This window comes from Pseudomonas sp. (genome assembly GCF_028293835.1).
Classification (GTDB): domain Bacteria; phylum Pseudomonadota; class Gammaproteobacteria; order Pseudomonadales; family Pseudomonadaceae; genus Aquipseudomonas.
Window position 1 is genome coordinate 1 of record NZ_JAQGNX010000053.1, and the last position, 20,006, is coordinate 20,006.

Here is a 20,006-nt window from a genome sequence, read left to right on the forward strand (position 1 = left end):
ATTCCTGGGTTTCGACGGGATCGAGGTCTTGCATGGCTTGCTCCAGGGCGGAAAGGCTTCCAGAATCGGTTGCCTGAGTTTGCGACTGGCCTTGTGGGCAGACGACATAAATTCTTGGATGACCGGAGGTTGTACCGGCGTTGTGTAGTTTTACTACAAATCGTCGGCCATTTCAGCCCTTAGGCTTTAGGCCTTAGTAGTAAAACTACAGAACAGCGCGAATTCAGCTCCTGCTGCGTTGTGAAGTAAATCGATATTGTGAGTGCGAAGTGAACTCTAACAGGTTAAAACTTGATGCTGGCTGCCAACAAATGTGTTTTTTCAGCTATTTATAACTTTTGTTCGACGATCCTGTCGGTTGTGTACTTCTCCCTGTCACCGCAGCGGCCGTTTCTCACGCCGACCAAGGATAGACCATGAGCCTCCCTTTACTCGCCGATCTGCCGGCCATCCTCCTGCCGTTTGTCGGTCGTGCGCAACAGACTTTACGTAGCAACGCGGCCGTATTGTCTGACGCGGCACTGGCGCAACTCGATGCATGGCCCGCCTCCCGGCGTACTGCCTTTGACCGGGTATGCGCCGCCAGTGACTTTGTCGCCGAGCAAACGTCCCGTGACCCACAGATGTTGTTTGATCTGGTGGACTCCGGGCAACTGGATCGCAGTTTCGCCGAAGGTGAGCTGCGCGCACAAATAGCCGCCGCCGTACTGACCGCTGAATCCGAAGACGACCTGGGTCGCCTGTTGCGTCGACAGCGCACCCGGCACCAAGTTCGCATTATCTGGCGTGACCTGACGCGCCAGGCCGACCTTATAGAAACCTGTCGCGACCTGTCAGACATGGCCGATGCGAGCATTGATCTGGCTTACCGATGGCTGTACGTGCGCCATTGCCAGCAGTTCGGCACACCCATCGGACGCCGCAGCGGCGAGCCGCAGCAGATGGTCATCCTCGGGATGGGCAAGCTGGGGGCCGTTGAGCTTAATCTCTCTTCGGACATCGATTTGATCTTCGGCTACCCCGAGGGCGGCGAAACCCAGGGCGTCAAACGTCCCATCGATAATCAGGAATTCTTCATCCGTCTCGGTCAGCGACTGATCAAGGCGCTGGACCCGATCACGGTTGACGGTTTCGTTTTTCGCGTGGACATGCGCCTGCGGCCTTACGGCTCGTCTGGTGCGTTGGTACTGAGTTTTAACGCGCTGGAGCAGTATTACCAGGATCAAGGCCGCGACTGGGAACGTTACGCCATGATCAAGGCGCGGGTCGTCGGTGGCGATCAGGTGGCGGGGGCGCAATTGCTCGACCTGCTGCGGCCGTTTGTTTACCGGCGTTATCTTGATTTCTCGGCCATCGAAGCGCTGCGGACCATGAAGCAGCTGATCCATCAGGAAGTCCGCCGCAAAGGCATGGCCGACAACATCAAACTCGGCTCCGGCGGCATTCGTGAAGTCGAATTTATTGCCCAGGCGTTCCAGTTGATTCACGGGGGTCGTGACCTCAGCCTGCAGCAAAGACCGTTGTTGAAAGTGCTGAGTACGCTGCAAGGCCAGGGTTACCTGCCAGCTGCGGTGATCAGCGAGCTGCGCGAGGGCTATGAGTTTTTGCGGTACACCGAGCATGCGATCCAGGCCATTGCAGACCGCCAGACGCAGATGCTGCCGGACGGTGAGGCTGATCAGGCGCGCATTGCCTTCATGTTGGGCTTTGACGATTGGGCGAGCTTCCATGAGCGCCTGATGTATTGGCGTGGTCGAGTCGCGTGGCATTTTCGCCAAGTCATCGCCGACCCGGATGAGGAAGAAGGCGACGAAAACAGTGAGGTCGTGGTTGGCGGCGAATGGCTGCCGTTGTGGGAAGAGTCCCAGGATGAAAACGCAGCTTGTCGACAGCTTGAAGAGGGCGGTTTCGCTGATGCGACCAAGGCCTTGAAATGCCTGTCGGGACTGCGCAACAGTCCGCAATTGCGCGCCATGCAACGGCTCGGACGTGAGCGTCTGGATGCGTTTATCCCCAGGCTGCTGGCCCAGGCAGTGGAACACAGTAATCCGGACCTGGTGTTGGAGCGTGTGCTGCCGCTGGTGGAAGCCGTGGCTCGGCGTTCGGCGTATCTGGTGCTGCTCACTGAAAATCCCGGCGCTTTGCGGCGTTTGCTGACCCTGTGTGCCGCCAGTCCGTGGATCGCCGAGCAAATCGCTCGATTCCCGCTGCTGCTGGATGAGCTGCTGAACGAAGGTCGCCTGTTCAGCCCGCCCCTTGCGCCCGAGCTGGCGGCAGAGCTGCGTGAGCGGCTGACCCGTATCCCGGAAGACGACCTCGAACAGCAGATGGAAGCCTTGCGCCATTTCAAATTGGCCCACAGCCTGCGGGTTGCCGCCTCAGAGATCAGCGGCAACTTGCCGCTGATGAAAGTCAGTGATTACCTGACCTGGCTGGCGGAAGCGATTCTTCAGCAGGTGCTGGCGCTGGCGTGGCGGCACACGGTGGCGAAGCACGGTACGCCGATGCGTTCCGACGGTACGCTGTGTGATCCGGGCTTTGTCATCGTCGGTTACGGCAAAGTGGGTGGTATCGAACTGGGACACGGTTCCGACCTGGATCTGGTGTTCATTCATGACGGCGATCCCCAGGCTGAAACCGATGGCGCCAAACCTATCGACAGCGCGCAATTCTTCACCCGGCTGGGGCAGCGGATCATTCACCTGCTGACCGCCCAAACCAACTCGGGCCAATTGTACGAAGTCGATATGCGCTTGCGTCCGTCAGGCGCGTCAGGGTTGTTGGTCAGTTCGATTGGTGCGTTCAATCGCTATCAGCAGAACGAGGCCTGGACGTGGGAACACCAGGCACTGGTGCGTGCCCGGGTATTGGTGGGCAGTCAACAAGTGGGTGCGGACTTTGAAACAGTCCGCGCCGCGGTATTGGGTCGAGAGCGCGATTTAACCACGTTGCGGGTCGAAGTCAGCGAGATGCGCGCCAAGATGCGCGATAACCTCGGCAGCAAGGCAACGGCTGCCGGAACGGCGGCGAACGCCTTTGAAGCCACGGCGCCGTTCGATCTCAAGCAAGATGCCGGTGGTATCGTCGATATCGAATTTATGGTGCAATACGCGGCCTTGGCGTGGTCCCGTGAGCATCCGGAACTGCTGCGTTACACCGACAACATCCGCATTCTCGAAGGGTTGGAGCGCGCCGGTTTGATGTCCGATGCGGACGCCGAGTTGTTACGAGAGGCCTATAAAGCCTACCGTTCAGCCGCGCACCGCCAGGCTTTGCAGAAGCAGGCCGGGGTGGTCAGCGGCGATCAGTTTCACGCTGAGCGGCGTGAAGTGCTGCGGATCTGGACGGGGTTGGGCTTGAGCTAAGCATCGATACGACACGCTGATGATGCGTGTCTTAATAGCTATGACAGGGAGGCGTCAGGTTGGGTGGAAGCGCACCACAACCTGGCTTGCCTCCCTGATCATTTCTGGTGGTTTTTGGATTACACATGAGAATTCTGATCGTAGGGCCAAGCTGGGTCGGCGACATGGTAATGGCGCAAACGCTGTTCCAATGTTTGAAACAGCGTCATCCCCAGTGTGAAATCGATGTGCTGGCGCCCGAGTGGAGTCGGCCGATCCTCGAACGCATGCCAGAAGTGCGCAAGGCCTTGAGCTTTCCCCTCGGCCATGGCGCGCTTGAGTTAGCCACTCGCTGGAAAATCGGCAAGTCGTTGGCGGGCCAGTACGACCAGGCGATTTTGTTGCCAAACTCGCTGAAATCGGCGCTGGTGCCGTTTTTTGCACGCATTCCCAAGCGCACTGGCTGGCGTGGCGAGTTTCGTTATGGACTGCTTAATGATGTACGTACCCTCGATAAACAGCGTTACCCGCTGATGATCGAGCGGTTCATGGCGCTCGCCTATGAGTCGGGCGCGGAAATTCCTCGGCCTTATCCGCGTCCGAACCTGCAGATCGATGCCGCTACCCGAGAGGCCGCGCTGCATAAATTCAGCTTGAGCCTGGATCGCCCGGTACTGGTGCTGTGTCCTGGCGCTGAGTTTGGCGAGTCCAAACGCTGGCCTTCCGACCATTACGCCAAAGTTGCCGAAGCCAAGATTCGTGAAGGGTGGCAAGTCTGGCTGTTCGGCTCGAAAAAGGACCATCCAGTGGGTGAGGCCATCCGTGAACGGCTGATTCCAGGCTTGCGCGAAGAATCCGTCAATCTCTGCGGCGAAACCTCCTTGGCCGAAGCGATTGATCTGATGTCCTGCGCCGACGCTGTGGTCTCCAATGACTCCGGGCTGATGCACGTGGCGGCGGCGCTCAATCTGCCGCTGGTGGCGGTATACGGTTCCACCTCGCCGGCGTTCACACCGCCTTTGGCCGAACACGTCGAAATCGTTCGACTGGGCATCGAATGCAGCCCCTGCTTTGATCGCACGTGCCGTTTTGGTCATTACAATTGTCTGCGGCTGCTTGAGCCCAAACCTGTGGTCGAGGCGCTGGAGCGTCTGGGCGGCACACCGGTCGAGGTTTTCTGATTTTGTGTAGCTTGCGGGTACTGTTGATTAAAACCTCTTCGCTGGGCGATGTGATTCACGCATTGCCAGCGTTGACCGACGCGGCGCGTGCGTTGCCAGGCATCCAGTTCGATTGGGTGGTGGAGGAGAACTTCGCCGAAATTCCGTCCTGGCACCCAGCGGTGGCGGATGTGATTCCGGTGGCGATTCGTCGCTGGCGCAAGAGCCTCTGGCAAACGTTCAAGGGCGGAGAATGGCGCGGTTTAAAGAAACGCTTGGGCGAGGTTCACTACGATTTGGTGATCGACGCTCAGGGGCTGGTGAAAAGTGCCTGGCTCACCCGCTACGTCAATGCGCCAATAGTGGGTCTTGATAAGCTGTCGGCCCGTGAACCGTTGGCCAGCCGCTTCTATGACCGGCACTTTCCGGTCAGCCCGGCGCAACATGCGGTGCAGCGCTCGCGGTTGCTGTTTGCCCAAGCCCTGGGTTACGAAATGCCGGACGACATCGGTGATTACGGCCTGGATCGTTCGCGCTTGATAGACGCACCGGTCGAGACGCCGTTCGTGTTGTTCCTGCATGGCACCACGTGGGGCACTAAACATTGGCCCGAGCTTTATTGGCGGCAGTTGGCAGAGATCATGGGCGGGCGCGGAATGCAGGTGCGGCTGCCGTGGGGCAACCCTGCCGAGTTGGCCCGTGCCCAGCGCATTGCTCATGGTCTGGATAACGTCGTGGTGCTGCCCAAGCTGAACCTGGCCGGCATGGCGCGCATGCTGGTGGGCGCGCAAGCCTGTGTCGCGGTGGACACCGGGCTCGGTCATTTGGCGGCAGCGTTGGACGTGCCGACCTTGTCACTGTTCGGTCCGACCAATCCGGTGCTGACCGGTGCCTACGGTCGGTCACAGGTCCATATTGCGAGCGATTTTCCTTGCGCGCCGTGCCTGCAAAAGAAATGCACTTATCGCCCGACACCTGAAGAACGGCGTCGTTTTGATCTAAATAACGAGTGGCCGTTGTGCTTCACTCGTTTGAATCCCGAGCGAGTAGCGAGCCAGTTGGGCTCGCTGTTGCTGGCAAAGGAACCCAGCTGATGCAATTGGCTTTTGTACTGTATAAATATTTCCCGTTTGGCGGCCTGCAGCGTGACTTCATGCGCATTGCCTTGGAATGCCAGCAACGCGGCCACTTGATCCGCGTGTACACCCTGACCTGGGAAGGTGAGGTTCCGCCTGGTTTCGATGTGGTGATGGTGCCGGTCAAGGCGCTGTTCAATCACTCGCGCTACGAAAAGCTCACGGCATGGGTCGAAACGGATCTGCTTAAGCGCCCGGTAGATCGTCTAGTGGGCTTCAACAAAATGCCCGGCCTGGACGTGTACTACGCTGCCGACGGCTGCTTTGAAGACAAAGCGCAAAATCTGCGCAATTCGCTATACCGCCGTTGGGGTCGCTACCGGCATTTCGCCGCTTACGAGCGGGCGGTGTTCGCCAAAGACTCAAAAACCGAGGTCTTGATGATTTCGGAAGTTCAGCAGCCATTGTTCGTCAAACACTACGACACCCCGGCCGAACGCTTTCATCTATTGCCGCCGGGCATCAGCCTGGACCGTCGCGCCCCGGCCAATGCGCCGCAGATTCGCGCTGAGTTCCGCCAGGAGTTCGGCTTGGCAGACGACGACTTGCTGGTGGTACAGATTGGCTCGGGGTTCAAGACCAAGGGCGTCGACCGCAGCTTGAAAGCATTGGCTGCGTTGCCATCGGAGCTGAAAAAGCGCACTCGATTGTTTGTAATCGGTCAAGACGACCCCAAAGTATTCCAGGTGCAAAGCGCTACCTTGGGAATCGGGGAACAGGTGCAGTTTCTTAAAGGACGCAGCGATATTCCGCGTTTCCTGATGGGGGCTGATCTGTTGATTCACCCGGCCTACAACGAAAACACCGGCACCGTGTTGCTTGAAGCGCTGGTGGCAGGCCTGCCCGTGCTAGTGAGCGCTGTATGTGGTTACGCCCATTACATCGCCGAAGCGGATTGCGGACGGGTGTTGACCGACCCGTTCGACCAGGCGCAACTCAATCAATACCTCGCTACCATGCTCGCCGATGACTCTGCGCGCGCAGCCTGGAGCCAACACGGTCTGGCCTTCGCCGATACGGCGGATCTGTACAGCATGCCGCAGCACGCGGCCGATGTGATTCTGGCGGAGCACCACGGATGAAGTTGATTCTCGCTGAACCGTTCAAAAGCCTGTGGAACGGACGCGATGCCTTTGTTGAGGTCGAGGCGCTGGACGGTCTGGTTTACCGTGAGCTGGAAGGTCGACGCACGTTGCGTACCGAAGTCGAAGGGCGCGGTTATTTCGTCAAGATTCACCGTGGCATCGGCTGGGGTGAAGTGGCGAAAAACCTGGTTACCGCCAAGCTGCCGGTACTGGGCGCAGGGCAGGAATGGAAAGCGATCAAGCGTTTGCATGAGGTCGATGTGCCGACCATGACTGCCGTAGCTTACGGCGAACGTGGGAATAATCCGGCGACACAGCATTCGTTCATCGTCACCGAAGAATTGGCACCGACGGTCAGCCTGGAAGATTTCAGCCTCCATTGGCGCGAACAGCCGCCAGAACCGCGCCTCAAGCATGCCTTGATCGCTGAGGTCGCGCGCATGACCGGCATGATGCACCGCGCCGGGGTCAATCATCGCGACTGCTACATCTGTCATTTTCTGCTGCATACCGATAAACCGGTCACCGCCGATGACTTCAAGCTGTCAGTGATTGATCTGCACCGCGCTCAGACTCGCAAGACAATTACCTTGCGCTGGCGCAACAAAGACTTGGCTGCGCTGTATTTTTCAGCACTGGAAATCGGTTTGACCCGCCGCGATAAGTTTCGCTTCTTGTGCGGATACTTCCAACTTCCGTTGCGCCAGGTAGTCGCACAGGAATCGGCGCTGCTCGCTTGGCTGGAAACTAAAGCCAGCAAGTTGTATGAGCGCAAGCAGCGTTACGGGGATGCATTGTAATGGTCGGTGGCAAATCGAGCCGCGCGAACCACACCCTCTTCGTCAGCTTTGTTAAGGGACGGCAATGAGTGACTTCTTCGCAGCAGCTGAACGCGGGTTGCTTGAGCGCCACGGCCTGGCTGATTTCAACGCCTTGTGGGACGTGCAACTGGACGCGGTCGACGAACCCAACACGGGCCGCGGCGGCTGGAGCAGTGTGTTCCGCCTGGAACTGGAAGGCTCTGGCTTCTACCTGAAGCGTCAAAGTAATTACCTGACCCGAACCTTGCATCGGCCGTTGGGTGAGCCTTCCTTCTCCCGTGAGTTTCGTAACATCAGCCGTTATCAGGCGCTGGGAATACCAGCCTTGCAGGCAGTATTTTTCGGTGAGCGCCTGATCGACGGCGAGCGCCGGGCAATCCTGATGACCCGTGCGCTGGACAGCTGGACGGATCTGGACGCCTTGTTGCAGCAGTGGTCGACACTGAGCGCCCACCAGCGTCTGTCTATTCTGCAGGCTTGCGGCCAACTGGCCCGCACGCTGCACACGGCGGGGCAAATTCACGGTTGCTTCTACCCCAAGCATATTTTCTTGCGGTCGCGTGCAAATGTGTATTTTGCGCAGTTGATCGATCTGGAAAAAACCCGCCTGGCGTTATTTGGCTGGCGTGACCGGATCAAAGACCTTGAGCCGTTGCTGCGTCGGGCTCCGGTCTGGACCGAGCCTGAGGTCCGTGAAATGCTGGCAAGTTACCTGCAAGCGCCCGCAAGTGGCGAGCAGGTCGACCTGTGGTGGCAGCGTCTGAAAACGCGCAGCAGCTACAAAGAGGGCCGTTAATGCACTTGTCCGAACTGAAATCGGCCGGACGTACGCCGACGCTGCCTATCACCCTGGCGCTGGCAGATGCTGCGGGCCCCGCTGACCTGCAATTACTGACCTTGCTGCGCGTATTGCCGGGGCAGCGCTATGTTGGCGCTGGCATCTGGCGCGGGCGTCCGGTATTGGCAAAGTTGTTGGTGGGCGCGAAGGCGGCTCGACATTTTCAACGTGAACGCGATGGCGTTCATTTGCTTGCTAAACAAGGGATGACCACGCCTTTGCTGTTGGTTGAAGGCCTGAAGGACGGCGAGGGCGGCTGGCTGCTGTTTGAGTTTTTGGAGTCCGCACAAAGCCTCGGCGCTGCCTGGGCCGAAGTCGAAGGGTTACCGGCATTGGCTGATGAACAGAGCGCCGTGCTGGGCGAGGCGCTGGCGGCCATTGGGCAATTGCACGGTAAGGGCCTGTGGCAAGAAGATCTGCACTTGGACAACTTGCTGCGTCACGACGGGCAATTGTATTTGATTGATGGCGCAGGTATTCGTAGCGAACAGCCAGGCAAGCCCCTGTCCCGGCAACGGGTGCTGGAAAATCTCGGTGTGTTTTTTGCCCAACTGCCGAAGGTGCTGGAGCCGTTTACCGAAGAGTTGTTAGTGCATTACTTGCTGAGCAACGGCGAACACGCGCTGCCCATGGAAGCGCTGCAAAAACAGATCAACAAAACCCGTGGCTGGCGCCTGAAGGATTTTCTGAGCAAGGTCGGACGTGATTGCAGCCTGTTCAGTGTCAACGACGGTCCATTTGGCCTGCGCGCCATTCGCCGTGAAGAGGCCTTTGCGATGACGCCGGTGTTAGCTGATGCTGATGCATTGCTGGACAGTGGCCATCTGTACAAAACCGGCGGCGCGGCCAGTGTGGGTCGAGTCGAAGCAGCTGGGCGCCCGTTGGTGATCAAGCGTTACAACATCAAGAATTTTGCCCATTGGCTCAAGCGATTCTGGCGTCCAAGCCGAGCCTGGCATTCATGGCGTGAAGGTAATCGCCTGGCGTTCCTCGGGATTGCCACTCCAAAACCGTTGGCGCTGCTGGAACAACGATTCTTCTGGCTGCGGTACAAAGCCTATCTGGTCACCGAATTTTTGCCGGGGCCGGACATCATCGAACGGTTCGCGCCCTATGTCGCAACCGGCGACGCGCCGCAAGCGGAGTTACTGGCGCTGGACCAGCTATTTGCGCAGCTCATCGAAGAGCGCATCAGCCATGGCGACCTCAAGGGCCATAACGTGTTCTGGCAGCAAGACCGCTGGGCCCTCATCGACCTGGACGCCATGTACCAACACACCTCGGCTTCGTCATTCGCAAAAGCCTTCGCCCGGGACCGAGCGCGGTTCATGCGCAACTGGCCAACCGAAAGCGCACTGTATCAGTTGCTGGAGCAACGCTTGCCTCGGGGCTGAAACTCTACCTATCGGAGCCCATCGTCCAGACGCCGCCCTGTCGCGCATCAAACACGGTCTCTGTCGGCGCTGCCGAAGGCTGCGATAGGCCGGGGTCGCGGGCGACCGGCACCCTTTCAGCGGTTCACGAGGGCGACCGGTTCCCGGTCGAATCGCAGCCTTCGGCAGCTCCTACCGTTGATCAGCCGACGCGGGTCAAATTCAGGTCTTCAAGTGCCTGAACCAGATCCCAAAGGTCATCGTATGGCTGCTGATGGATCGATGCCCATGCCGGATGCTCGACGTACAACTGGCCTTGCTCATTGCGGCCAATGAGCACGCGCTCAATGCCGTTGTCGCTTGAGCGATGGACGATCACCGGGCGGTCCGGTATGGACTCATCGATGAGGAACATCCCGGGCTCGGTCAGTTCTGCTTCGGCTGGCAAGGCAAGGGGCGCTCTATCGACAGTTGCTGATTCGGCGACGTCATCCAGCGTCTGCATTTCCAGGCGGTAATCGTTCTGCAAAAAGACGCCTTCGCGGGCATGGTTTTCTACCAGATGCTCGCCTGGGTCCCTGAATGGCGCACGTACCTGCCCCGGGCCGACATCAACGACACGAACGCCGATTGCCCCTTCAAGCTCGGCAACACCGGGAACCGTTTTCTGGAAGGTGTTCGCGTGGCTGTTACCCACCAGGGCAACCCAGTTGTGCGACCCCATGACCTCTTGATGCTTGCGAATCGTACGTGATGCAAAGAAGTTCATCATTTGCTGGCGAGTAGTGAATACCGAGTTACTCAACCCTTCGAGGTAATAACTGGCTGAGCAATCGATGGCTCTGACTTCCAGACCCTGCTCGCGCGCGCGGATTACCAGGTTTTCGAAGGTGTAGACCTTTTTCGGGTCCGTGGCGAAATCCCGGTCCAGTTTCTTCAAGTCGTGCAGCAGGGTCTTGCTCATCTGCCCGGTGTCGGCGAAACGATCGAGATCGGCTTGATGCAGGTCGGTCAGCAAATGTTCCATGTATAAGGTTTTTACATTATTGCGCGAGAGGTGCGGCAGGTTGTCGATGATGAGTTGTTTGCTGCCGATGGAGGCATGCGCTTCGCCCAGGACCACGCCCAGCGTGTTCTCGTACAAGGTGTCGATGAAGTGCGCAATCGTTGTGTCTGCCTCAATCTCGGGCAGTGCAGGACGCGGCGGCAAATCAACGGAAATGACCTGTTGCGCGTCGCTTTGCAGCTGTCTGCGTAGGTCGAAAAACGCTTCCCGGGCCTGGGTCAGGTGTTCGGCGTTAAAGCCATAGTCTTCATGAAGACCTCCGTCACGAAAGTTCGCCAACTCATGCACCGTCGGGCGCAGATCGCCGGGCAGATCATAACGGGCATCGAGCAGCGATTGCTGGATGGCCGTCAGTGAGTATTCCACAGGCCATGCATCAGGCTCGACTCGCTGCCAATGACCGGCCTCATCCAGTTGGAAGCCGTGGGCGCCCGTGAAGGAAGCGCTATCGGCAGTCGCATTAACCTGGTCTTCGAACAATCGATATAAGGCATCGTCCAGGCGTGCACTTGGTGCCACCGGGGGCGCAACCGCGATTGCCGTAATCCGGAAATCAGCCATTTGTAACCTGAAATCGGCCTTGGCTAACGGGTCACCCGCTATCGATCCCGCTGTATCACGACTCACCCGCGATGGGCTGCCGGTGGGCAGGCCTTCAAATCGCACACTGATTGCCCCGTTCAATTCAGCGATGCCCGGAACTTGCTGCCAAGTGTTGGCCATTTTTTGGTCAAGCAACGCAACCCAGCGCCTTTCTGGCAGTGCCGTCGTGTCTGCGGTAATGACGTTGCCACCAAAAAAGTTACTCATTTTTTGTGCTGCCGCCGGGTCATCCGCGGCGCTGGCGACCGGGTTGTTATTGAAGGGGTAGCTGACCGCCGAGTTCAACGGTTTGACCTCAATGCCGTGTTTATGCGCCGCCTTGATTACATGGTAGTAATCGTATTCCTTGCTCTGGTTATCCAGAGCGCCTCCGCCGAGGTGCTTGAGGTGAAACTTGATCTCATGGGACCCCGATTTGGTTTTACTGCCCAGTTTCTTGTACTTGGCCAGCTTGCTTGAATGGAGATCGGTGAAGAGATGCTCGATGTACAAGACCTCGACTTTTTGCTCGGCGAGCAATGGCATGTTGTCGATCAGCCACTGTTTGCTGACAACAGACCGCGGCGCTTCGCTGATCACCAGACCGTTGGTTTTCCCGAAGATACCGTTGAGCAACGTCTCTGGGCGCGCCGCCACCTCAAACAGTGGAAGTTCGGGTCGGGCGGGAAGCCTGACCTGTTCAAAAAAGCCGCTCGCGTCCCGGTAGAGGGTTTCCCTATAGCCGGTGTAAATTTTGCGCAGGTCTGTGTACATCTGCTCCATCCATTGATCGACGCCGAGACCGCTGAGGCCCAGGTTCTGTAATGAGGGGTCGACGATGCCGTGGGTAAAAGGCCGTATCTTCGCGGGCAGTTCATAGTTGCTCGAAGCACTCAAGTCGCTGCCGGCTGAACTTGGGCCGGCAGCTTCTTCTTCCAGCGGATGAAATTTCGAACGACCGCCGCCACGCAGGTTCAAGTCGACCGCCTGCCACTGGCCGTTGCTATCGAGGTAAACCGGTTGCTTACCGAAGAAGGCGAAGGGATTTTTGTCATCGACGATATGCCAGCAACGCATTCGGGCGTCGAACTGGACCCTGAACGTCAGACCATCGACTTCGATGTAATGCTGGCCCCGGATCAGGGTGACGCCCTTGGCATGTCCGCTGACCATGGGCGTGGTTTCTCGCAGCGACACACCCACCGCAAAGGCCGGATTGAGCGTGCCTTGAGGGACCGCCTGACCTGTTTCTCGACGCAACGGTTGCCAGACCCCAGCGATATCCTTTTCCGCGAATTGATCGGTACGAATCAGCGCCTCGGGGTGGCGAACGTTCACCCTGAACAAGGGCGCGTGACCATTTGGAGTCGGGGTCCCTGCCCAAAACAGTTCGCCGTGGACCTGTATCGGCTGAAGGTTCTCCATGGGCGGCGAAATACGTTGCAAATGTTTAGCGGTGTCGAGCAGCTGATTTTTTCCGCCATCGCTGGCGACGTTGCGCAGAACCTGACCAAAACCTTTGAGCCCCGAATGCAGATCGCCGGCCGCACCCAGTCCGTTGAGCAGTGAGCTGAGAATGTAGCCACTGGCGGCTTCGCGATCGCCATCGCTAAAGGCTTCGAGTGCATACAGGCTGTCGCGCATCGCCAATAGGGCACCGACCGCGAAACTGGCGGGTGGAAAGGGCAGGGTGACTGCGGTGGCGATCAGTTCGACACCGGTCCAGATGAGCTTCTTGAGCAGGTCGTTGCGCCCAGTCGTGGTGTCCTCGACGTCGTGGGCCTTGCGCTGGATGATTTGGTTGAAGTGGTGGTCGTAGAGGTCCGTCAGCGGCGAGTCGGGCAGTACCGGCGGTTGACTGTTCCCGCCTGCTTTCATGTCCGCCAGAAAGAACGCCAGCGTGCGGTTGGCGCTGATGCGGCAACGGTTCTTGTAATAATCGCTCATGCCTTCGCGTTTAAGCGTGTCGACAAAACTGCCGAGGGGGCGAAAATCCAGGCCGTCCGGCGCGTTCGGAGTATAGAGCAAGGCGTCGCGGGCGTTGCCAGCATGGACCGGAGTCAGTACAGCGCAACCCTGCACGGTTTCGACCCGGGCACCAGGCAACGGCAGGAAATCCAGTGCGCTGCCGAGTCCAGGCACATCGGTTGCGATCAACGGGTTGTCCAGTTTGAACTGCAACGGGTAAACAGGATGGCTACGACGGGTTGTCGGGTCGCTAACGTGCATCTGCTCAATGGATGCCTTGAGCCATTGATACTGGTGCGCATTAATCTCGCTTTTTAGATGACTGCGCAGGGCAGCAGCATTCATCTGCAACTGTGTGATGAGCAGGCTGGTACGACGACGGTACGTATAACCCGTGCTGTCCGCATTGAGCAGGGTGCTTTTGATGCGGGCCACGTACTGATCGCTGAGCCACGCCCCATGCACCGAGCGAGCGACTTTCTCGGCCGTCAGCGGTGTCAGGTTGATACCGTCGGGGCCGCTGAATCGGGCGTCGGCAAGAGGGTTGGTGGTGATCGGATTGACGCTGTCGTCGTAGCCGTTACGCAACATCTGGGTGTAATTCAGCGTTTCGCGGCTCGAGGTGATGATGATCCTGTCGGGGTCAACCAAGCCCTCGGCGGTCCCGAGCAACTCATTGATTTTCTGCGTGGCTCGCTGATGCGCGTAGTCATCAAATGTCTGAACATGCGTATGCGCTTTGGCCTGGTAATGCGCCTGGGCGGCACTGACGGCGTCCTCAAGGGCAACCAAATCCTGGCGTTGGGTTGCGCTGGCGCTCAGATACCAATTCGGGGTGTGGTGTTCCTGTTCGGCGAGAATCACACCAATGCGCTTATTGACTAAGGCGCGTAATCCTTCGTCATAAGCCTGGGCAGGCGCTAAGGTCACGAAGCTGGCCGGTGGTTGGGGTTTTTGTTTCAGCTCGGACAATTGCTTTTCGAGGGCGGCGCGGTGGGTAGGGGGCACTTGCTTGAGCAGGTAGTCGCTCATGTCCGGGAAAGCGCTCCAGCTTAGCAACTCCTGGCGCAGCTGGTTTTCGTTGTCGAACCCCTGGAATTGGCGGCCTCGCGGATTTTCGGCCATGAACATTATCAAGCGTTCGAGTTGGCCTGGTGTGTCTTCTTGGCGGAACAACAGCACATTGCTCAACACGTCGCGGTTGTTCAGTTTCACCTGTTGCACGCGCATTGTGCCGTCCGTTGCTTCGCTGGCAGGCTGATCCAAGGCTTCGATCAGGTCGAAGTCCCGTGGCAGGATATGACCTTGCTGCTTCGCGGCGTAGGCCATGGCCTTCACTTGGTGTCGGGTCACATCGCGCATGACCCGCTGGACCTGTGGCGAACCGTAGGCTTCGCGTTGTGCCGGGCCAAACGCCTGGCGTAAATCCAGCGTCTGGACCAGTCCGCCGACGTAGGCGTTGGTCAGTCCGGGATAGGCCGAGCCCAGCGGCTGGCCCTGAAGGTTGACGGTGCTCCAGGTCAGGAAAATCGAACCGGTATCCATGTCGCCGGGGTGCAGGCCATATAGCGCCAGCTGAGTCAGTGAACGGGTCAGCTTATACGGCTCGTCGCTCAGGGGTAACGTACGCCAGGTGGAAATCATCAGGTGTTGCGGGTCCAGATCACAGCCCAGGTCGTTTTCTATTCGAGCGCGCAGCTGCTGAGTAGCAAACTGCTCCGGCGACGAGGCGCCGCCAAGCATGCTTGTCAATACGGCGCGTACTTGCTCGTACTCTTTCAGGCGTTCGACGTAGTGCTGGAGTTCCTCCCGGCTGGCGAGTGAGAACCAGTCCGGCAGGGTTTTGCGTTGCTTGATCGCGTTGCGACTGGCCTCGCGCAGTGCGAGCATCTCCGCCGGGCCAAATAGCCCGGTCATGCGTATGGCCTGATTAATCCGGCCTGAACCGCCCTCGAACGCATGGCTGATGTCCGCGCGTTGCTTGTCCAACTGTCGGTTGAAAATGTGTGCAAACGGCTTGTCGACGATGGGGGTCAGTTGCCAATCCAGGGCTTCGAAGGGTTCAAGGAACAGGTCAGGGTCGGTTTCGATGTCGAGGAGCAAGTTCTGGAAGCGTTGCTCGGCGTTGTTGAGCAACAGACTGCGCAGCGTTGAATCGTTGACCCAATTGGTAAGGGATTCAAGCAACAACCCCCGGGAGGCGAACCCTTCCACGCCATAACCTGGCAGCACCAGTAATGTCGGCCCCTGGTCAGCGAAGATTACCAGGGCGCCGGCCAACTCAACGGTGCTTTGATCAGTGAACCTCAGTTGCAGACTATGGACCTCGGGTGCGAGGTGCTCGCTACTATTTGTTGCAGACGGTGGCAGGCAACCCCTGTAGATAGGGTGCAAGGAGCCGTCGGAAATCTTGAGCGCGACTTCATCGCGCAGGGCTTGCTCGATGCCGGCAATAAACACTGCGTGCCGTGGCGTGCCTTGGGCGCTGGGTGCCATCCAGAAAAAGTCGATCTGGTTATGTAATTCTTGCAGCGTCAGGCCTTGGGCCTCAGGCAAGTACTCCAGTTCGTTGGTTAGCGTGGCGCTTAGCGCTGCCAGGCGGGTAAGTAATGCGGGTGTGTTATTCGATAAATTTTGCATGGGGGACTCTTTGGTGGGTGCGTGGACGTTCCACGTCAATCGAACCAAAAAAACGAGAAGGCGCAGTGTTAGATAGTTATTGCGGTGTGGCGGCGGCCACCCGACCACATGCAGTCTCATTAAGCTATAATCCCGCCCTTTAGCTGTTCCTCGCCCGTTTGCGAGGGCACAATTTTTCTCAGGCGCGTGTCGCCTGCGTACAGACTAAAGAGGCTAGACCCCTGTGGCATTGACGATTCTTGGCCTGTCCGGCGCCCTTAGCCATGATCCTTCTGCAGCCCTGTATATAGACGGCAAGCTGGTAGCGGCCGCCGAAGAAGAGCGCTTCGTTCGCGATAAACACGCAAAGAACCGCATGCCGTACGAGTCGGCGAAGTTCTGTCTGGAGCAGGCGGGCATCAAGCCGTCGGATGTTGACGTGGTGGCGATTCCGTTCGCGCCGGTCAGCCTGTTCGGCAAGGCGCGCTGGCACTACGCCAAGCGTTACTGGTACGCACCGGATCGGGCCCTGGATGCGCTGTTGATGGGCAACCGTCGCTACAAGCGTTATCGCAACAAGATCGTCTTCTGCCTGGAGCAGCTGGGCTTCGATCCGAAGAAGATCAAAATCGAACCCGTTGAACACCACTTGGCCCACGCTTCCAGCGCCTACCACTGCTCCGGTTTCAAAGAAAAAACCGCGATCATGGGCATCGATGGCAAGGGTGAGTACGCCACCACGTTCTTCGGCTACGGCGAGAACGGCAAAATTCATAAGATCAAAGAGTTCTTCGATCCGGATTCCCTCGGCGGCCTGTATGGCGCGATCACCGAATTCCTTGGTTTCGAAATGCTCGACGGCGAATTCAAGGTCATGGGCATGGCGCCGTACGGCGATGCCAGCAAATATGACTTCTCGCGTCTGGCGACCTTCGAAAATGGCGAACTGGTGATCAACACCGATTACGCCAACGTCGTCGGCCTGCGTCGCTATAAAGAAAAGGGCAAGGGCTTCTACTTCTCGCCGAAACTCATCGAGTGGCTGGGCCCGCGGCGTCAGGGCGATGTTGCTGACGAACCGTACATCCATTACGCGGCCAGCATTCAAGCGTTATTTGAGAAGCTTTCGTTGCAGATGATGGACTTCTATCTGGGCGACATTCTCAAGGAAACCGGCAAGCTGGCCTTCGCTGGCGGCTGTGCGCTGAACGTCAAACTGAACCAGAAGATCATTGCCCGTCCGGAAGTCAAAGAGCTGTTCGTGCAACCGGCGTCCGGCGATGCCGGCACTGCGGTCGGCGCGGCAGCCTACGTTTCCCACGCCCGTGGTGTTCCGGTCGAGAAGATGGAACATGTCTACCTCGGCCCGGAATACAGCAACGAAGACGTGATCGCTGCGTGCGCCCGTCACCCGAGCAAGCCGGTGTGGCGCCAGATCGACAACACCCCGCAGCGTATTGCCAAAATCATGGTTGAAGGCAACCCGGTTGCCTGGTTCCAGGGCCGCATGGAGTTTGGCCCGCGGGCACTGGGCGGTCGTTCAATCATTGGTTGCCCGAGCATTCCAGGCGTGGCTAACCGGATCAACGAGCAGATCAAGTTCCGTGAGCGCTGGAGGCCTTTCTGCCCGTCGATGCTCGACACGGTTGGCCCGCAGATGATCAAGATCGATCACCCCGCGCCATTCATGACCTTCACGTTCGAAGTGGCTGAAGAGTGGAAGACCCGCGTACCGGAAGTGGTCCATGAAGACGGTACGTCCCGCGCCCAGGTGCTGGAGCGCAAGTTCAACCCGCGCTATTACGACATGATGAAAGCGCTGGAAGACCTGACCGGCAACGGCGTGTCGCTGAACACCTCGCTCAACCGTCGTGGCGAACCGATGATCTGTTCGCCGACCGATGCGCTAAACATGTTCTTTGGTTCTGACCTGGAATACCTGATCATGGAAGACATTCTCGTACTCAAAGACGGCGTGGATGCTTATGACACGTTCGGCTGATCGCCATGTGCTGCAGTTTTGTCACGGCTATGATGGACCGTTTCTTGACTGCGCCCGGCAGTACGCCAGCCTGTTTGCCGGTAAAGGGTATCGGGTTACTACGGTATTCCTGACCGGCCGCGCCGACCCTGAGGTGGCAGCCGCCTGCGCTTCGGATGAAGTGTTGTTTCTTGAATACAGTTCCAAGGCCATTCGTGGCCTGAAGCTGGGGGCGATTCGCGATTTGCGCAAAATCGCCGCTACGCGCTCTTTCAGTTTCTGCATTGCCCATCGGTTCAAACCGGCGTACATCGCACTGCTGGCGACCCGCTTGCCAGTGATCGGCGTGCACCACGCGTTTGGCGACTATCAACGTCGCACCCGCAAGTTGTTCGCACACCTTTTCCGCTGGCGTTTGAGCCTGTTGGGCGTGTCTGATGCGGTACGTGACGACATGCGTAAAAGCCTGCCGAAGTGGCCCACCGGGCGCATTCAAACCCTGTACAACCGTATTGACGTTGAACAGTTGCAGGCCACTCAGTTGCCCGCTGCCGATGCCCGTAAAGAGTTAGGACTGACACCGTCCGCCTGGATCGTCGGCAATGTCGGGCGCTTGCATCCGGATAAAGACCAAGCCACGTTGCTCCGCGGTTTCGCCCTGGCGTTGCCGAACCTGCCAGATGAAAGCCAATTGGTGATTCTCGGCACCGGCCGCCTGGAGCAGGACCTCAAGGAGCTGGCGCGGGAGTTGGGCATTGGTTCGCAGGTGTTATTCCTCGGCCAAATCCCTGAAGCGCGTCGCTACTACAAGGCGTTTGATGTGTTTGCCTTGAGTTCTGACCACGAACCGTTTGGCATGGTGCTGCTGGAAGCCATGGTTGCGGGCGTTCCGCTGCTGGCAACCGCTGCGGGCGGCGCCAAGGAAGTGGTCGAAGGCGTCGGCATTCTGTTTCCGTTGGGCGATAATCAGCGTCTGGCCCAAGGCCTGATTCATCTGGCCACCCTGGATGAGCAGCAACGTGCAGCCTGTGCTGATTTGATGCTATTGCGGCTGCAAGAACGCTTCTCCGATCACGCCGTGCGCGATGTGTTCTGGCGCTTGCCGCAAGTTATCAGCCTGACTGCGGAGTCGTAATGCTTAACCGATTTCAAGGCTGGCGTGAACGTGGCTGGACCCTGATCGATGCGCCAACCTATGAGCAGGCCTGGCAGCGTTTTGGCGGCAGCGTCGCTACTCATCCCTTGGTCATCGAGCGCTTGGCCGCTTTGGCGGAGATTCCTGTGCGTTATTTGGCGTGGGAACAAAACGGCGAAGTGCAGGCAGCGATTCCGACGTGGGGCCGCTCGTTGGCGCTGTCCAAAGACGTGCTTAAGCGCGAAGGCAAAAAGGGCCTGTTTGACTTGGGCAACGCCGAACTGATTCTGCCGGTCGGTGCAGGCGCGCAGGTTGAACTGCGTCACCGCGGTCGCTACCTGTCGGCGCTGAATGAAGGCCGTATCAGCACCCTTAAACCTCAGGCTGAATCATTGGCCATGGCTCGTGCGCCGGAAGACCTGTCGAAAAAATTCCGTTACAACCAACGCCGTGAGTTGCGCCTGTTGGAAGAAGCGGGCGGTGTGGTGCGACCTGTCACTGACTTCAGCAGCGTTGAGCTGGCCGGTATGTATTGCGACCTGTTTCAGCGGCGCTGGGGCTTCCCGGCTACCGGCGCTGAACGCATGGCGGACGTGATTGAGCTGCTACGAGAGCTGATGATCGGCTCGGTGCTGTTCCTGAATGACGCGCCCATTGCCATTCAACTTGTCTACCGGGTCGAAGCGCCGGAGTGGATCAGCGTCGAATACATCAACGGTGGCGTCGATCCGGAAAATCGCGGCTTTAGTCCCGGCAGTGTCCTCAGTTTCCTCAATACCCAAAGCGCCTGGGAACAGGCGCGGACCAGCAATAAACCGCTGCGCTTCTCATTCGGCCGTGCCGATCGCGAATACAAGGACCGATGGTGCAACCCGGTGCCGGTGTTTCAGGTATGAGT

Annotated in this window: 11 protein-coding genes; 10 read left to right on the forward strand and 1 reads right to left on the reverse strand. The window is 58.4% G+C overall.

The features are described from left to right. The first annotated feature begins 416 nt into the window (after window positions 1–416). The 7 genes from glnE (at window position 417) to JWR17_RS06355 (ending at window position 9,778) form a co-directional block, all read left to right on the forward strand. Window positions 417–3,365 (forward strand): bifunctional [glutamate--ammonia ligase]-adenylyl-L-tyrosine phosphorylase/[glutamate--ammonia-ligase] adenylyltransferase, encoded by a 2,949-nt coding sequence (gene glnE / locus JWR17_RS06325; RefSeq protein ID WP_299829400.1) that lies wholly within the window; start codon window positions 417–419, stop codon window positions 3,363–3,365. A gap of 125 nt (window positions 3,366–3,490) precedes the next feature. Beyond that, a complete protein-coding gene (gene waaF / locus JWR17_RS06330; RefSeq protein ID WP_299829402.1) occupies window positions 3,491–4,525 on the forward strand; it encodes a lipopolysaccharide heptosyltransferase II in 1,035 nt (344 codons plus the stop codon). 11 nt (window positions 4,526–4,536) lie between these two features. After that, entirely contained in the window at window positions 4,537–5,598 is a 1,062-nt protein-coding gene (waaC, locus tag JWR17_RS06335; protein WP_299829440.1) for a lipopolysaccharide heptosyltransferase I, read from the forward strand. Continuing rightward, window positions 5,598–6,722: a glycosyltransferase family 4 protein gene (locus tag JWR17_RS06340; protein WP_299829404.1), complete on the forward strand. Its 1,125-nt coding sequence runs from the start codon at window positions 5,598–5,600 to the stop codon at window positions 6,720–6,722. The genes waaC and JWR17_RS06340 overlap by 1 nt, the downstream gene beginning before the upstream one ends. After that, window positions 6,719–7,525: a lipopolysaccharide core heptose(I) kinase RfaP gene (rfaP, locus tag JWR17_RS06345; RefSeq protein ID WP_299829406.1), complete on the forward strand. Its 807-nt coding sequence runs from the start codon at window positions 6,719–6,721 to the stop codon at window positions 7,523–7,525. Before JWR17_RS06340 ends, rfaP begins: the two co-directional genes overlap by 4 nt. 64 nt (window positions 7,526–7,589) lie before the next feature. Further along, a complete protein-coding gene (locus JWR17_RS06350; protein ID WP_299829409.1) occupies window positions 7,590–8,342 on the forward strand; it encodes a lipopolysaccharide kinase InaA family protein in 753 nt (250 codons plus the stop codon). Beyond that, window positions 8,342–9,778 (forward strand): lipopolysaccharide kinase InaA family protein, encoded by a 1,437-nt coding sequence (locus JWR17_RS06355; RefSeq protein ID WP_299829411.1) that lies wholly within the window; start codon window positions 8,342–8,344, stop codon window positions 9,776–9,778. Before JWR17_RS06350 ends, JWR17_RS06355 begins: the two co-directional genes overlap by 1 nt. 181 nt (window positions 9,779–9,959) lie before the next feature. Here JWR17_RS06355 and JWR17_RS06360 read toward each other — a convergent pair whose 3' ends face one another. After that, complete coding sequence (locus JWR17_RS06360) at window positions 9,960–16,013, reverse strand: DUF6543 domain-containing protein (protein ID WP_299829413.1); 6,054 nt, start codon at window positions 16,011–16,013, stop codon at window positions 9,960–9,962. 223 nt (window positions 16,014–16,236) lie between these two features. Between JWR17_RS06360 and JWR17_RS06365 the strand changes: the two genes are divergently transcribed. The 3 genes from JWR17_RS06365 to JWR17_RS06375 are packed head-to-tail and all read left to right on the forward strand — an operon-like array spanning window position 16,237 to window position 20,004. Further along, on the forward strand, window positions 16,237–17,994 hold the full coding sequence (locus tag JWR17_RS06365; RefSeq protein WP_299829415.1) for a carbamoyltransferase: 1,758 nt from the start codon (window positions 16,237–16,239) through the stop codon (window positions 17,992–17,994). After that, window positions 17,978–19,108, forward strand: a complete 1,131-nt coding sequence (locus JWR17_RS06370; RefSeq protein ID WP_299829417.1) for a glycosyltransferase — start codon at window positions 17,978–17,980, stop codon at window positions 19,106–19,108. Before JWR17_RS06365 ends, JWR17_RS06370 begins: the two co-directional genes overlap by 17 nt. Beyond that, entirely contained in the window at window positions 19,108–20,004 is an 897-nt protein-coding gene (locus JWR17_RS06375; RefSeq protein ID WP_299829419.1) for an antimicrobial resistance protein Mig-14, read from the forward strand. Before JWR17_RS06370 ends, JWR17_RS06375 begins: the two co-directional genes overlap by 1 nt. Window positions 20,005–20,006: the final 2 nt, after the last annotated feature.

Coding starts and splice junctions, on each gene's coding strand:
- JWR17_RS06340 (WP_299829404.1), top strand. CDS start 5,598: ATGCAATTGGCTTTTGTACTGTATAAATATTTCCCGTTTGGCGGCCTG.
- rfaP (WP_299829406.1), top strand. CDS start 6,719: ATGAAGTTGATTCTCGCTGAACCGTTCAAAAGCCTGTGGAACGGACGC.
- JWR17_RS06370 (WP_299829417.1), top strand. CDS start 17,978: ATGACACGTTCGGCTGATCGCCATGTGCTGCAGTTTTGTCACGGCTAT.
- JWR17_RS06350 (WP_299829409.1), top strand. CDS start 7,590: ATGAGTGACTTCTTCGCAGCAGCTGAACGCGGGTTGCTTGAGCGCCAC.
- JWR17_RS06355 (WP_299829411.1), top strand. CDS start 8,342: ATGCACTTGTCCGAACTGAAATCGGCCGGACGTACGCCGACGCTGCCT.
- glnE (WP_299829400.1), top strand. CDS start 417: ATGAGCCTCCCTTTACTCGCCGATCTGCCGGCCATCCTCCTGCCGTTT.
- JWR17_RS06375 (WP_299829419.1), top strand. CDS start 19,108: ATGCTTAACCGATTTCAAGGCTGGCGTGAACGTGGCTGGACCCTGATC.
- JWR17_RS06360 (WP_299829413.1), bottom strand. CDS start 16,013: ATGCAAAATTTATCGAATAACACACCCGCATTACTTACCCGCCTGGCA.
- waaF (WP_299829402.1), top strand. CDS start 3,491: ATGAGAATTCTGATCGTAGGGCCAAGCTGGGTCGGCGACATGGTAATG.